This window comes from Sphingomonas faeni, assembly GCF_024273235.1.
Taxonomy (GTDB): Bacteria; Pseudomonadota; Alphaproteobacteria; order Sphingomonadales; family Sphingomonadaceae; genus Sphingomonas; species Sphingomonas faeni_A.
In genome coordinates, this window is the sequence record NZ_JANBVH010000026.1 from 15717 (window position 1) to 29606 (window position 13890).

Below are 13890 nucleotides of genomic sequence, written 5' to 3' on the forward strand. Positions count from 1 at the left end.
TTGCCAGACGGAGGGGGAGGCAGGCGATCACCGGGGTTGCGTGTCCTCCCCCTTCGTCACCTGCGGTGCCACCTCCCCCTGGCGGGGGAGGATTGTTACGCCAGCCAACTCACCAACGTCTCGCCCCGCGCCTTGCGCAGCATCGCCTGCACCAGCCGCACCAGATGCACCACCAGCGAGATCGCCGTCCACGCCGCAACCCCGATGATCCCCCAGTCCGGCCGCGTCACCAGCAGCCCCGCGAACAGGATCACCATGTTCGGATTGCGTCGCGCGGTGATCAGCCGGAACCAGCTGTCGAACCGCTCCCACACATGGATGTGCATCCCGAACCGGACGATGAACGCCCCCTCGATCAACCGCTGCGCGACATAGCCGAACAGCATCGTCCCGATCACCGCCCAGAACATACGGTCCTCCAGCGGTCGCCCGTACGGCGCACACCCCGCCGCCCAGGCCCACCACCAGAAGGGCGGATGCACCAGGTCCACCCCGTGATCCCACGCATTGCCGAGCTTCGACGACGTGATCGTACACCGCGCCAGCTTCCCGTCGACGGTGTCGAGCACCATGAAGAACAGGCCCGTGGCAAGCCCCGTCCAGAACCAGCCATGCCAGAACGCCACCGTCGCGACGATGCACAGCACCGATCCGAGCGCCGTCACCTGGTTCGGCGTGATCCCGGCGCGCGCGCAGACCCGCGTGATCGCCAGCGCCCATTCCGGCCACAGATATTTGGTCAGCAGGTCGGTGACGCCCTTGTACGCGCCGACATAGCTCGCCCGCTCGATCGCCGGCACCGCGGCGGGGGTGAGCAGTTCGGCGAACGGCCGTTCGCGCTTCCGGAGCGCTTCGTTGAGGATGCCCTCCTCGGCCTCGGCGGCGATCACGGTGAGACCAGTCACCAGCGGCGCTTCGCCGAGCATCGCCGCGGTCATGCGATCGCGTTCGCCGGCGTCGCGGACATGCGCCAGCACGGGCACGCCGGTGCGCGTGACGACGGTCCCGGGCCGTGACTTAAGATGCGCGATCCATACCGGATCGAAGGCGTAGGCGAGGTTGGCGAGGATGACGGGGCCGGTGCTGTCGTCGGTATCCGGGGCCAACCCCTGCGCGACGCCGATCCGCCGGATCCGCTCGGCATTGGTCATGCCCCAGAGCAGCGTGTCGTTCGCCCGGACGGTCCGGAGCGTTGGCGAAGGGGCTGTCGAATCTACCATCCCGCACCCGTTACCCGATCTGGTCGTGAAAGCGAGAGGGGGTGGCGACGGCGAGCGGTCCTAGATCGCTTCGTGTTCCCCCGCGAAGGCGGGGGCCCAGGATCAAGCAGCGCTGCGGTTGGTATCCTGGACCCCCGCTTCCGCGGGGGAACAGCTGTTTGTCAGACCGGCGTGGCTTTCAGCAGTCGAAGGACTTCCCGCGCCGCGCGCGCTGCACCACCCTCGACCGCCCCGAGCGACTGCCCAGCAAACTCCGCCTGAACCGCCGCATACTCGCCATGCGCCAACGCCGCCCGGTCCAACGCCGTCACCACATCCGCAACGTCCTCGACCACCTCGCCGCAAACCCACATCGCGTAGTTCGGATCCCCCTCCCACGCGGCACCCCCGGCATTGAGGAACACGCAGGGCCGCGGCCGCATCAGGAACTCGATCACCTGGCTCGACGTATCGCCGAGATACACGTCCGCCACCCCGGTATAGCTCCCGTCGACCATCGCGAACCCGTCGATGTCGCAATGGACATGCGGCAACCCGCCGATCTCGCGCATCAGATCCGCGACCTCCGGCGCCTTCTCGATCAGTCGCTGATGCGGCGCGAAGATCAGGTTGTAGCACCCGTCCGCGACGATCCGCCGCACCACGTCCGCCCCCCAGCGCCACCACGACGAGCGATGCTGCTGCCAATGCGGCGCGTACAGCACGACCGGCCGCGTATCCGCGAACGGCGGCGCGGCGTGCGTGCGGTGCGTGAAATCCGCCTTCACATAGCCCGTCGCGACGAACCGCTCGGGCGCGAACCCGCGATCGAGATACGTCCGCCGCTCCAGCTCGCTCGGCACCAGCGTCAACGCCGCCGCGCGCCGCCGCGGATCGTCACGCGCGCTCATCGAGCCCACCCCGTGCGAGGTCTTCACGAACTTCGCGCGCATCGGAAACAACCGCGGGAGCCACAGGCTCGTCTGCTCCGCACACACCACGACCGCGGCGCTGCGCAGATACGGCAGCAGCCGGAGCAGCATCGGCATCTTCGCCGGCAGCACCGGATTGCGCCCGCTGCCATCGTCGGCAACCGCGCGAAACCCCGGCGCGCGCCGGATGCGGACGGTGGGGAAGGGTGCCGTCCACCGCGCCAGCAACGTCTCGTGCACCGACGTGCTCACCCAGAGTTCGATCGGCACGTCGGAGGTCGCGGCGAGCGCCTCGACGATCGGATACAGATGCGGGATCAGCAGCGTCTCGCCGAGAAACAGGAACGCGACCTTCCGCGTCATGCGCCCGATCCGTCTCCGGCGAGCGCATCATGATCGTGCTGCCATTGCGCGATGTCCTCGGGCCGGTCGATCTCCTGCCAGCGCGCGTCGGGGGCGATCCGCAGTGCGTGGACGCCGACCGTCTCGGCGGCGCGGCGGACGACGGCGTGGTGATAGGCATGGATGCCGTCCTCCTCGCCGATCACCGCGCGCAACGCATCGGCATAGGTCGTCCCGCCGGTGGACACGATCAGCCCGAGCGAACGCGCGGTCGCGCTGTGTCCGACCAGATGCTTGCCGACCGCGACGATCCGGTCGCCGTCCGCCTCGACCAGCATGTCGTCGAGGCCGGGTTCGACGAGCGGCTCGATCACCAGCTTCACGCCCGTGACCGGATCGGCGACTGCAGCGCGCAGGATCGGTGCATCGAACACCGTGTCGCCGTTCATCAGCGCGAACGGCGCGTCGAGATACGCGCGCGCCGCCCAGACGCTGCCGATGCTGTTGGCGATTGACCAGAACGGGTTGAAGACGAGCTCGGTCGGCAAACCGCCGTCGCGCGCGCTCAGATGCGCGGCGATCTGGTCGATCCGGTAGCCGCCGACCACCACCGCACCGTCGAACCCGGCCGCGGCGACCGCGTCGAGCTGGTGATCGAGGATCGCGCGACCGCCGACCTCGACCAGGCACTTCGGCGTGGTGAGCGTGAGCGGCAGCAACCGCGATCCGTGACCCGCGGCAAGGATGATGGCCTTCATGGCGTGAGGCTGTAGGGGGTAAGTGTGGCAGGAAAATGCATCGTCGCGCGACCTTCTACCTGCTGCGTGTTCTCCCGCGGAGGCGGGAGCCCAGGGTAACGAACGCTACGCTGCTTGATCCTGGGCCCCCGCCTTCGCGGGGGAACACTATCGCTGCACCGCCTCGGCATCCGCGCGAGACCAGCCGCCGCCCATCGCCTGGTACAGCGTCACATATGCCGTCAGCCGATCCGCCCGCGCCTGCACCAGCGACAGCTCCGCGGTCAGCAACCCGCGCTGCGCATCGAGCTGGTCGATATACGCCGAATACCCCGCCCGGTACCGGTTCGAGGCATTGCGCAGCGCCCCCGCCAGCGCATCGCGTTGCCCGGCGAGCGCGACCGCCTGCTGGCCCGAGCGCTGCACCCCTGCCAGACTGTCGTCGACCTCGCGGAACGCCTGGAGCGCAGTCCGGCGATACGCGAACGCGGCCTGATCGCGGCGCGCGGTCGCGGCATCGGCCTGCGCGCCCAGCCGCCCGCCATCGAAGATCGGGCTGAGCACGCTGGCGCCGATCGAAAACACCGCGATCGGGTTCGCCAGCGCAGTCGACAGCACCACGCCGGCCGAGCCGGTCAGCGCGAGGTTCGGCAGCATCGCCGCCCGCGCGCTGTCGAGCGAGCGGTCGGTGGCGACCAGGGTCTGCTCGGCCTGATAGAGATCGGGGCGGCGGCGGAGCAGGTCGGCGGGCAGGCCGTCGGGGATCGCCGGTGCGGCGAGTTGGTCGAGCGTCCGTCCGCGCGCAATCGGGCCGGGGTTGTCGCCGAGCAACAGGCTCAGCGCATTCTCCTGCCGGCTGATCGCGAGCTGGGCGGCGGGGACGAGCTGTTCGGTAGCGTGGAATTCCGCCTCCGACTGCCGCAGTTCGAGGTTCGAGGTGTAGCCGGTCTCGGCGCGCCGGCGTGCGATACGCAGGCCTTCTGCACGGGCCGCCAGCGTCTGGCGCGCGACGGCGAGGCGCTGGTCGAGTGCGCGGAGCGTGATGTAGCCGGTTGCGACGCTGCTCGCGATGCCGAGCCGGACGGTGTCGCGCGCGGCTTCGCTGGCGAGCAACTGCGCACGGGCGGCTTGGCTTGCGAGGCGGAGGCGGCCGAACAGGTCGAGGTCGTAGCTGATCGACACCGCCGGCTGCGCGCCGATCGCATCGGAGGGTGTCCCGAACGGGCTGACGGTCTGGCCGGTGGTACTCGGCGCCGAGCCGTTGACGAGGGGCGTCTGTTGCGCGCGGGCGAGGCGGGCCGCGGCGCGCGCTTCGTCAATGCGCGCGGCAGCTGAGCCGAGGTCCGGGCTGTTGGCGAGCGCGCGCGCGACGAGGCCGGTGAGGACCGGATCGCCGAACGCGCTCCACCAGTCCGCACGGATCGGCGCGCCGGTGCCGAGTGCCGTGCGCCAGGCGGGGGGTGGGGCGACGGCGGTTGTCACGGGGGCTTCGGGGCGGGGGCCGATACAGGCGGCGGTTAGGAAGGCGAGGGTGAGGGCGGCAAGAGTCCTCGCTGATCGCGCTCCCATTGGTGGCGACCATTCTCGCGAAGACGAAGATTCCGGAGAGTGCTTCCACCCCGGCGAAGGCCGGGGCCCAATTGGAAAGGTCTCGATAATTCTGGACTGCGCTCCGTTATAACCGTCCCCCAATTGGGCCCCGGCCTTCGCCGGGGTGGACCGGTTTGTAAGCGTACCGTTTTCTAACAGCGTACCGTTTTCTAACAGCGTACCGTTTTCTAACAGCGTACCGCTATCTGCCGGCGTACCGCCATTTGCGACGGTGGACGCTTTTGCCGGAGCGCTCGCGTGCACGATCTGCTGAACTTCTCCCCTCCCTGAAAGGGAGGGGTCGGGGGTGGCTAGGCTTGGGGTTGGAGACAGCACTCCCTCGAGCACGACCCACCCCCAACCCCTCCCTTCCAGGGAGGGGGGAAGTCCGCGACGACCATGGCCCATCACCGAACCCTCGGCCCGCCGGCGGTATCCACCCGCGCCTGCACCGACATCCCCGGCCGCAACCGCGCGCTCAGCGGTTGCCCCGCGTCCACCCGGATCCGCACCGCGATCCGCTGCGGAACCTTGGTGAAGTTGCCCGTCGCGTTGTCCGCCTTCAGGACCGCGAACTCCGACCCCGCCGCCGGCGAGATCCGCTCGACCCGCCCGGTCAGCCGCGCGTTCGCCAATCCGTCGACGGTGAACGACGCAGGCTGGCCGACCATCATCCGCGCGGTCTGCGCCTCCTTGAAGTTCGCGATCACCCACGTCTCCGGCGGCACCAGGAACATCAACTGCGACCCCGCCGTGACATATTGCCCGAGCCGCACGCCGACTTCGCTCAACCGCCCCGTCTCGGGCGCGCGGATCACGGTGTTGGCGAGGTCGATCCGGGCGAGTTGCCGTGCGGCCTCCGCCCCGGAAACCCCCGCCTGCTGGCCACCACGACCGACTTCCACCGTGCGGATATCCTGCCGGGCGATCTCCCGCGCCGCCTTCGCCTGCTGGACCTGCGCCTGGGCCTGCCGCAACGCCGCCAGCGTCTGGTCGCGCTCCCGCAACGACACGGATCCGTCGACTACCAGGTCGTTGACGCGCGCCATGTCGGCCTGCGCGCGCATCAGCTGCGCCTCGGCATTGGCGACCGCCGCATCCTGCGCCGCGAACGTCGCCTGGCGGCTGGCCGCCGTCTGCCGGCTGTTGGCGAGCGTCGCGGCCTGCGCATCGACCTGCGCCTGTGCCTGATCGACGCGCTGGCGGTAGATGCGATCGTCGATCTTCACCAGCGGATCGCCCTGCTTCACATCGGCGAAATCGCGCACCAGCACCTGCGTCACATAGCCGCTGACCTGCGGGCTGATCACCGTCGTCCGCCCGCGAACATAGGCGTTGTCGGTCGACTGATAGCTCGTCGCGAACGGAGGCAGCCGCCACGCCGCCAGCACTGCGCACACGCCGGCGATCGCCAACAGCACGATGACGACGATGACGGTGCGGCTGGGTGGTTGCGGACGCCAGCCCGATCCGACCGGCGTGACCGGGGCGGCGGGTGCAGCGGTCGTCGCAGTCGCCTCCGCCTGCTTCTCTTCGGTTGCCGGCCCATCGGCCACCGGGCTGCGTGCGTCGCTCATGTCATCCCCTCAGCCGGGCCCTCCAGCCGCGCGCGTCGTTCGCGTCGCGCCCGTCTCGCCAGCAGGAACAGCAGATACCCGAACGTCGCGCCAGCAAGAACGGCGATCAACCGGAAGACGTCGGCATACGCAAGCACGTTCGCCTCGCGCGTCGTGGTTTGCGACAGGATCGCGGCGCCCTCGGCGTTGCGGAGGGTCGGGTCGACGATCACCCGGCCGACCGCGGCGCCACCCGCGGCGATGCGCTGGGTCACGATCGGGTCGGTCGGCGAGATCTGCTGGACTAGCGCCGCACTGTTCGCCTTCTCGCGGATCACCTGGTAGCTCCCGAGCAACGCGGTGCCGCCGAGCCCGCCGAGCGAATTGATGATCCCGAACAGCGCGATGAAGCTGATGATGTGGCCCGCGCCTTCCTTCAGCGCGCGGGTCATCCCGAACAGCAGGGCCGGCCCGAGGAAGAACGTCGCGGAGAAGCCGATGATCGCCTGCGTCACGTACATCTGTGGCGCGCGTGTCAGGCTGGTTGCGTAGGAATCGAACCACGCCGCCACCGCGACCAGCCCGATGGCGAGCATGATCGGATGCCCGAGCCGCTCGACGTCCAAGGTCACCGCGCTCGCGATCACGCCCGCGACCGACGCGACGAAGATGATCAGGAAGAACGGCACGAGCTGGTCGTTGTTCTGGCCCAGCACGGTCAGCAGCCCGACCGACGCATAGGTCTGCTCCGACAGCACGATCCGCGCCATGACGATCACGATCGTGAAGCGGACGATGTCGGCGCTGCCCAGCCAGCGCGTGTTGAGCAGCGGGTTGGCGCGATGGTGCTCGACGACGATCGCCGCAGCGAACATCGGGATCGCGACGATCAGCGCCCAGCCGATCCACGGCGCATTGGTCCACCAGACGATCCGCCCGAGCCCGAGTACGGCCGCGAACAGCGCGGTCGATCCGGCGAACAGCACGAACGTCAGGAAATCGAGCGGCTCGAACGCCTTGCTCCGCGTCGTCGGCGGCAGGCGCAGCGCGGCGACCGCGGCGAGCGACAGCAAGGCGAGCCCCAGTTCGAACAGATAGAGCGTGCGCCACTGCGACATCGCCAGCAGGTCCGGCGAGAACAGCCGCGCCAGCGGCGTCGCGCATTGCGGAATGCCGATGCCGAGCACGACCGCCTTCAATCGCCATTTCGCAGGCAGCGACTGCATCACGTAATAGAGGCACAGGCTGCTCAGCGCCGCGCCCGCCATCCCGCTGATCGCCCGCACCGCGATCGCGGTTGCGAAGCCGTGGACGAACAGATGCGCGAGCGTGATCAGCACGTAGAGGATCAGGAAGATCATCGCGAACGGCCGCAGCCCGAATTGCGCGCGGAACTTGATCATCAGCAGGTTTATGCTGACGTTGGTCATCACATAGACCGTCGGCAGCCACGCGATCTCCGCCGGATCGAGCCCGAGCGCGCCCTGGAGCGTGTAGGTGTTGGCGCTGATCAGCGCGTTGCCGAACCCGACCGTCAGCCCGAGCAATATGCCGATCAGCGCATAGGCGATCTGGCGGTGCCTCGGATGCGCGGGGGAGCCCGGAGAGCCGGGGAGGATCGGGCGTTCGTGATCGGCGAACTGCCAGTCCTCTTCGCTCAGGAAATGTCTGATTCTCTGGGCGATCATGGTCGGGTGGTTCTGGCATGATCGGGGGGAGACGTCATGGCTTAACAGTGGCGATCATGCGCAACCGGAATTCGAAAGCGCGCACCACCCCGGCGAAAGCCGGGGCCCAATTGGAAAGGTCGCAGTAACGGCGGACTGCGCATCGTTATAGCCGTCCTCCAATTGGGCCCCGGCCTTCGCCGGGGTGGTGGCCTTCGCCGCGGAGTGGCTGCGCCAAATTTAGCCTTTCCCGTTCAACCCGAGGCCCGCCCCGACCAAAATGCTGCACTGCAGCGGAACATCCCGCTTTCCCCGACCGTTGCGCCAGTATGCGCATATTCAGATCGCTCCACATACCCCCCGAATGGGTCTGGCTGGAGAGTGTCGCCGTCGTCTCGGCCGCCGTCCTCGTCGCGCTGGTCGCGCATTGGCTGACGATGCGGATCGGCGGCCATGCGCAGCGGCGCTCGACCGCCAAGACCGACGGCCTCGTCCTCGCTCGCGTCCGCCGCCCCTTACGCGCGGTGTTCGTCTCGGTGTCGGTCGCGTTCGTCGCGCGGATCCTGCCGATGGACAACGACATCGAGGATCTGTGGAAGCAGCTGCTCGGTTTCCTCGTACCCGCCTTGCTCGGCTGGCTTGCGGTCGCGGCGTTGCGCGCATTCCAGGACGTGATCGAGATCCGCGCCGACATCTCGGTCGAGGACAACCTCCGCGCCCGCCGCAAGCGTACGCGGGCGGCGATCCTTGGCCGCATCGGGACGTTCTTCATCATCTTCATCAGCGTCTGCCTGATGCTGCTGAGCGTCCCCGGCATCCGCTCGATCGGCGTTACGCTGATGGCGTCGGCGGGTATCGCCGGCCTCGTCGTCGGTGCCGCCGCGCAGCCTGCACTCAAGAACCTGATCGCCGGCGTGCAGATGGCGTTCACCGAGCCGATCCGGATCGACGACGTGCTGATCGTCGACGGCGAATGGGGCCGCGTCGAGCAGATCAACCTGACGTTCGTGGTCATCAAGATCTGGGACGAGCGCCGCCTCGTCGTGCCGGTGTCCAAGTTCCTCGAGCAGAGTTTCCAGAACTGGACGCGCGAGACGAGCCAGCTGATGGGGTCGGTGTTCTGGTATCTCGATCCGTCGGCGGACGTGCCGCGGCTGCGCGAGAAACTCGGCGAGATCGTCACCGCGAACCCGCGCTGGGACAAGCGGTTCTACAACCTCCAGGTGACGGACGTGAAGACCGACTGCATCGAACTGCGCGGGCTGATGACCGCGAAGGACGCGGCGATCGCGTTCGACCTGCGCTGCGATGTGCGCGAGGCGTTGCTGAAGTATATTCGCGAGGACATGCCCGAAGCCATCCCGCGCAACCGCCTGCTGATGGCGCCCGACCCGGTAAGCCGCCCCTAACTTCCCCCCTCCCTGAAAGGGAGGGGCCGGGGGTGGGTCGGCTGCTTGGCGAGCGAGCCGGCAGTTCCAGACCGACCCACCCCCAACCCCTCCCTTCCAGGGAGGGGGGCAAGAAGGGAGGGGGGCAAGAAGTCAGGGTTGGATCACGTCAGGCCTCGACATGCTCCGGCACAGCCTCGAGCGCGGTGATGAACAGCTCGCACCACCACATCACGTCCTCTTTCCGGACGTTGTCGATCAGCTTCTCCCAGCGCGCCTTGCGCTCGGCCAGCGGCATCTTGAGCGCCCGGTCGATCGCGTCGGACATTTCCTCGGGGCTGTACGGATTGACCAGCACCGCGTCCTTCAGCTGCGTCGCCGCGCCCGCAAAGTGCGACAGCACCAGCACGCCCGGATCCTCGGGATCCTGCGCCGCGACATATTCCTTCGCGACCAGGTTCATCCCGTCGCGCAACGGCGTCACCAAGCCCACGCGAGCGGCGCGATAAATCCCGGCCAGCACATCCCGCGGAAAGCCCTGGTTCACGTAGCGGATCGGCGTCCAGTCGATGTCCGAATACTCACCGTTGATCCGTCCCGACATCGAATCGAGGTTCGCCCGGATCTCTTGATACGTATCGACCTTCTCGCGCGAAGGCGGCGCGATCTGGAGCATGTAGACCAGCCCGCGCCGATCCGGATGCGACCCGAGGAAGCGCTCGTATCCCGCGAACCGCTCGGCCAGACCCTTCGAGTAATCGAGACGATCCACCCCGACGATCAGGCTGCGCCCGGTCGCGGACATGTACATCCGCTCCTTGGCATGCCGCGCCGCGTCGCTGTTCGCCGACTTCTCGAAGTCCGCAGTCTCGATCCCGATCGGCGTCGTGATTGCCTTGATCGTGCGGTCGCCGACCGTCACCCAGCCATCCTCGCCGACCACGCCGTCGAGCTGGCTCGTGACGTAATGCAGGAAGCTGTCGAGCCAGTCCTGCGTCTGGAAGCCGATCACGTCGTACGCGAACATCGATTCGACCAGCGCGCGGTGGCTCGGCAGCGACAGCAGCATCGCCATCGGCGGCCACGGAATGTGCAGGAAGAACCCGATCTTGTTCTCGACGCCGAGCTTGCGCAGTTCCTGTCCCAGCGGGACGTGGTGATAATCGTGGACCCACACCAGATCGTCGGGCTCGATCAACGGCAGCACCGTCTCCGCGAACCGCTTGTTCACGCGCGCGTAGCCGCTGGAGAAATCGCGCTCGAACTCGGTCAGGTCGATCCGGTAATGGAACAGCGGCCACAAGGTGCGGTTCGCATAGCCGTTATAATATTCGTCGAAATCCTGCTCTTCGAGGTCGATCGTCGCGGTGGTAACGCCCTTGCCCTGCTGGAAATTGATGTGCCCGGTGAAGGTCTCGGTGGTCTCGCCCGACCAGCCGAACCACACGCCGCCCTTTTCTCGCAATGCGGCGAGCAGCGCGACGGCAAGGCCGCCCTGGTTGCCCGAAGGCGCATCGACCGACTGGACTCGGTTCGAGATGACGACGAGGCGGCTCATCGCACGGCACTCCACGGCTTGCTGAGCAGGACCGCGCAGTTGATCAGCCCGACCAGCGAATAGGTCTGCGGATAATTTCCCCACAGCTCGCCGGTGTTCGGATCGATATCCTCCGACAGCAGCCCGGCCGGCGTGCGCCGCGCGACCATCTCGCAGAACAGCTCGCGCGCGTCCGTGGTCCGGCCGGTCGCATGCAGCGCCTCGATCAACCAGAAGGTGCACACGTTGAACGCGGTGTGCGGTAGGCCGAAATCATCCTCGGTCGCATAGCGCAGCATGTGGCTGCCGCGCCGCAGACCTTCCTCGACCGCCTTCAGCGTCGACTGGAAGCGCGGATCGTCGGGCGCGAAGAATCGCAGGTCGAGCAGCTGGATCAGGCTCGCATCGAGATCGTCGCCGCCGAATGTGGCCGAGATACGCTGCGTATCCTCGCGCCATGCCGACTGCTCGATCACGTTGCGGATCGTGTTCGCGCGCTCTTCCCAGAACGTCCGGCGATCCTCGAGCCCGAGAACTCCGGCGGCATTGGCCAGCCGATCGCACGCGGCCCAGCACATCGCCGCCGAATAGGTGTGGACGTGCGCCTTTGTGCGCAGCTCCCACAGCCCGGCGTCGGGCTTATCGTACGTCTCCCACGCGCGGTCGCCGACCAGTTCCAGGCTCTTGAAATCCTCCTCGCTCGACATCCGGAACAGCCGCTTGTCGAAGAACGCCTGCACGTCGGACAGGATGATCTGGCCGTACGCGTCGTGCTGGATCTGCTCGTATGCCTGGTTGCCGACGCGTACCGGGCCCATCCCGCGATAGCCGGGCAGGTCGCTCTCGATCCGCTCGATCAGGGTCGCCTCGCCGCCGACGCCGTAGAGCGGCTGGACATGGCCACCCTTCGACGCATCGACGATGTTGCGCAGATATTCGAGATAGCCCTCCAGCACGTCAAGCGCACCCAAGCGGTTCAACGCCTGCACCGTATAATACGCGTCGCGGATCCAGCAGTAGCGATAGTCCCAGTTGCGCTCCGACCCTTCATGCTCGGGGATCGAGGTGGTGAGCGCGGCGACGATCGCGCCGGTCTCCTCGTGCTGGCACAGCTTCAGCGTGATCGCCGCACGGATGACGACGTCCTGCCACTCGACCGGAGTCGCCAGCCCGCGCACCCAGTGCCGCCACTCGTCCTTGGTCCGCGACAGCATCGCTTCAGCAGCTTCGTGCAGCACGCCCGCGAAACTCTCGTCCGGCCCGAGGAACAGGTGCATCTGGCGCTCGAGCCGGAACCAGTTCTCGCCGACGATATGCCCGACCGGCGCATCGGTGGTGAGCCGCAGCGTCTGGTCGTCCATCAGGAAGCGAATGTGGTTCGACCCCTGCGTATGCTCGGTCGGCTTCCCCCAATTGGTCGCGACGCGCATCCGGATGCGAATGCGCGGCGATCCGGCGACGGGCTTGACGATCCGGACGAAGCTGGTCGGGCGATAGGTGCGGCCTTCGCGGACGAAGCGCGGGCAGAAATCGATCACCTCGACCGCGTTGCCGGCCTCGTCCTCGTGCCGCGTCACGAGGATCGGCGTGTTGCGGATATAGGCCTGCGTCGTCTTCGCGCCGCCTTCGAGTTCGATCGCCCAGAACCCGGTCTTGGGCGCATCGCCGCCGAGCAGCGCGCAGAATGCCGGGTCGCCATCGACGCGCGGTACGCAGCCCCAGACGAACGTGCCGGTCTTGTCGATCAGCGCGGAGACCTGACAATTGCCGATCGGCCAAAGGTTCATGTCGGCTTTGAGCGTGGGTGCGGTCATCGTGTTTCCAATATGGCGGCGATCCAGTCACGGAGCGCGGCAACGTCGTTCAGGCGGTAGGCGGCTGCAGTCGCGCGCGGCTCGCCGATGAGAATGCCCGCGCCACCAAGCGCGCGCGCGGCCTCGAAGCCGTCTTCGTCGGTGACGTCGTCGCCGAAGAAGTACGGCATGGTTCCTGTCATTGTCGGCGCTGCGATCAATTCGCGCAAGGCCGCGCCCTTGTCGCCGGGGGTCCGCAGCTCGACCATCATCTTGCCGCGCTGGAGCGTGAGGCCGTGGGTGGCGGCAAGATCCTCGGCGAGGCGGACGGCGTCGGGTTCGAACGCGGGCGCCATGCGGTAGTGCAGCCCGGCGCCGAGGCTCTTGGCTTCGTAGACGAGGCCGTTGGCGTCGGCGAAGGCACGCAACGCCTCGGCGGCGGCTTCGAGCGAGGCGGGGCGGTCGGCGGCGACATGACCGTCGTCGGGGGTGCGACGTTCGGCGCCATGGCTCCCGGCGACCGCGAACAGCTGTGCGTGGCGGCCGAGCATCGCATCGAGCTGTGCGATCGAGCGCCCGCTGATGATCGCGACGCGTCCGGGGAAGCGCTCGGCGAGCGTATCGAGCCGGTCGAGCAGGCGCTGATCGACCAGGACCGCATCGGGGGTCGGTGCGAGATCGACGAGCGTCCCGTCGAAATCGAAGAACAGACTGACATTGTCGAGGGCCACGGGTGGCGGATCGAGCACGGCAAGCGGCGGCGCGAGGACATCAGTCGCGGGCTGGCGTTCGGCTAGCATGAACCCCCAACCCGCAGAGGTGCCGCTACGTTCCGCTGCACTGCAAAATTGTAACGGAGCCGGTTCGATTATTTTTGGTCGGGGTTTGGGGGGAAGGGGAAGGGGAAAGGGCGTGGCTCGCACCTCTACCGTTCTCCCGCGAAGGCGGGAGCCCAGGATCAAGCAGCGATACGCCCCTAACCCTGGGCTCCCGCTTTCGCGGGAGAACGGTGTATGGGATGAATGACATGACAAGCCCACCAACCCCACCAACCCCACCAACCTCACCAACCTCACTGACACCACCAACCTCACTGGCACCACCCCGGCGAAGGCCGGGGCCCAGTTGGGGCGCGCTAATGATCCACGC

At 67.6% G+C, this 13890-nt stretch carries 10 protein-coding genes; 1 reads left to right on the plus strand and 9 read right to left on the minus strand.

What is annotated here, in order from left to right; genetic code table 11:
- Positions 1 to 95 precede the first annotated feature (95 nt).
- The 6 genes from NLI89_RS14395 to NLI89_RS14420 all read right to left on the minus strand — a co-directional run bounded on the left by NLI89_RS14395 (position 96) and on the right by NLI89_RS14420 (position 8044).
- Positions 96 to 1220 carry a CDP-alcohol phosphatidyltransferase family protein gene (locus NLI89_RS14395; protein ID WP_254687648.1) on the minus strand — a complete coding sequence of 375 codons (1125 nt, stop codon included), beginning with the start codon at positions 1218 to 1220 and terminating at the stop codon, positions 96 to 98.
- A gap of 161 nt (positions 1221 to 1381) precedes the next feature.
- Positions 1382 to 2494 (minus strand): hypothetical protein, encoded by a 1113-nt coding sequence (locus NLI89_RS14400; protein ID WP_254687649.1) that lies wholly within the window; start codon positions 2492 to 2494, stop codon positions 1382 to 1384.
- The gene (locus tag NLI89_RS14405; protein ID WP_254687650.1) at positions 2491 to 3231 is read right to left on the minus strand and encodes an NTP transferase domain-containing protein; all 741 of its coding nucleotides are present in this window, start codon (positions 3229 to 3231) and stop codon (positions 2491 to 2493) included. Before NLI89_RS14405 ends, NLI89_RS14400 begins: the two co-directional genes overlap by 4 nt.
- 147 nt (positions 3232 to 3378) lie before the next feature.
- Positions 3379 to 4779, minus strand: a complete 1401-nt coding sequence (locus tag NLI89_RS14410; protein WP_254687651.1) for an efflux transporter outer membrane subunit — start codon at positions 4777 to 4779, stop codon at positions 3379 to 3381.
- Positions 4780 to 5207: 428 nt separating this feature from the next.
- Positions 5208 to 6377 carry an HlyD family secretion protein gene (locus NLI89_RS14415; protein ID WP_254687652.1) on the minus strand — a complete coding sequence of 390 codons (1170 nt, stop codon included), beginning with the start codon at positions 6375 to 6377 and terminating at the stop codon, positions 5208 to 5210.
- Positions 6374 to 8044 (minus strand): MFS transporter, encoded by a 1671-nt coding sequence (locus tag NLI89_RS14420; RefSeq protein ID WP_254687653.1) that lies wholly within the window; start codon positions 8042 to 8044, stop codon positions 6374 to 6376. Before NLI89_RS14420 ends, NLI89_RS14415 begins: the two co-directional genes overlap by 4 nt.
- 308 nt (positions 8045 to 8352) lie before the next feature.
- Between NLI89_RS14420 and NLI89_RS14425 the strand changes: the two genes are divergently transcribed.
- Positions 8353 to 9432 carry a mechanosensitive ion channel family protein gene (locus NLI89_RS14425; RefSeq protein ID WP_254687654.1) on the plus strand — a complete coding sequence of 360 codons (1080 nt, stop codon included), beginning with the start codon at positions 8353 to 8355 and terminating at the stop codon, positions 9430 to 9432.
- Positions 9433 to 9580: 148 nt separating this feature from the next.
- On the opposite strand, the gene NLI89_RS14430 is transcribed toward NLI89_RS14425, so the two are convergent.
- The 3 genes from NLI89_RS14430 to otsB are packed head-to-tail and all read right to left on the minus strand — an operon-like array spanning position 9581 to position 13541.
- On the minus strand, positions 9581 to 10969 hold the full coding sequence (locus NLI89_RS14430) for an alpha,alpha-trehalose-phosphate synthase (UDP-forming) (protein ID WP_254687655.1): 1389 nt from the start codon (positions 10967 to 10969) through the stop codon (positions 9581 to 9583).
- Complete coding sequence (locus NLI89_RS14435) at positions 10966 to 12762, minus strand: glycoside hydrolase family 15 protein (protein WP_254687656.1); 1797 nt, start codon at positions 12760 to 12762, stop codon at positions 10966 to 10968. The genes NLI89_RS14430 and NLI89_RS14435 overlap by 4 nt, the downstream gene beginning before the upstream one ends.
- Positions 12759 to 13541: a trehalose-phosphatase gene (otsB, locus tag NLI89_RS14440; protein WP_254687657.1), complete on the minus strand. Its 783-nt coding sequence runs from the start codon at positions 13539 to 13541 to the stop codon at positions 12759 to 12761. The genes NLI89_RS14435 and otsB overlap by 4 nt, the downstream gene beginning before the upstream one ends.
- Positions 13542 to 13890 lie beyond the last annotated feature (349 nt).

Coding starts and splice junctions, on each gene's coding strand:
- NLI89_RS14395 (WP_254687648.1), bottom strand. CDS start 1,220: ATGGTAGATTCGACAGCCCCTTCGCCAACGCTCCGGACCGTCCGGGCG.
- NLI89_RS14400 (WP_254687649.1), bottom strand. CDS start 2,494: ATGACGCGGAAGGTCGCGTTCCTGTTTCTCGGCGAGACGCTGCTGATC.
- NLI89_RS14405 (WP_254687650.1), bottom strand. CDS start 3,231: ATGAAGGCCATCATCCTTGCCGCGGGTCACGGATCGCGGTTGCTGCCG.
- NLI89_RS14410 (WP_254687651.1), bottom strand. CDS start 4,779: ATGGGAGCGCGATCAGCGAGGACTCTTGCCGCCCTCACCCTCGCCTTC.
- NLI89_RS14415 (WP_254687652.1), bottom strand. CDS start 6,377: ATGAGCGACGCACGCAGCCCGGTGGCCGATGGGCCGGCAACCGAAGAG.
- NLI89_RS14420 (WP_254687653.1), bottom strand. CDS start 8,044: ATGATCGCCCAGAGAATCAGACATTTCCTGAGCGAAGAGGACTGGCAG.
- NLI89_RS14425 (WP_254687654.1), top strand. CDS start 8,353: ATGCGCATATTCAGATCGCTCCACATACCCCCCGAATGGGTCTGGCTG.
- NLI89_RS14430 (WP_254687655.1), bottom strand. CDS start 10,969: ATGAGCCGCCTCGTCGTCATCTCGAACCGAGTCCAGTCGGTCGATGCG.
- NLI89_RS14435 (WP_254687656.1), bottom strand. CDS start 12,762: ATGACCGCACCCACGCTCAAAGCCGACATGAACCTTTGGCCGATCGGC.
- otsB (WP_254687657.1), bottom strand. CDS start 13,541: ATGCTAGCCGAACGCCAGCCCGCGACTGATGTCCTCGCGCCGCCGCTT.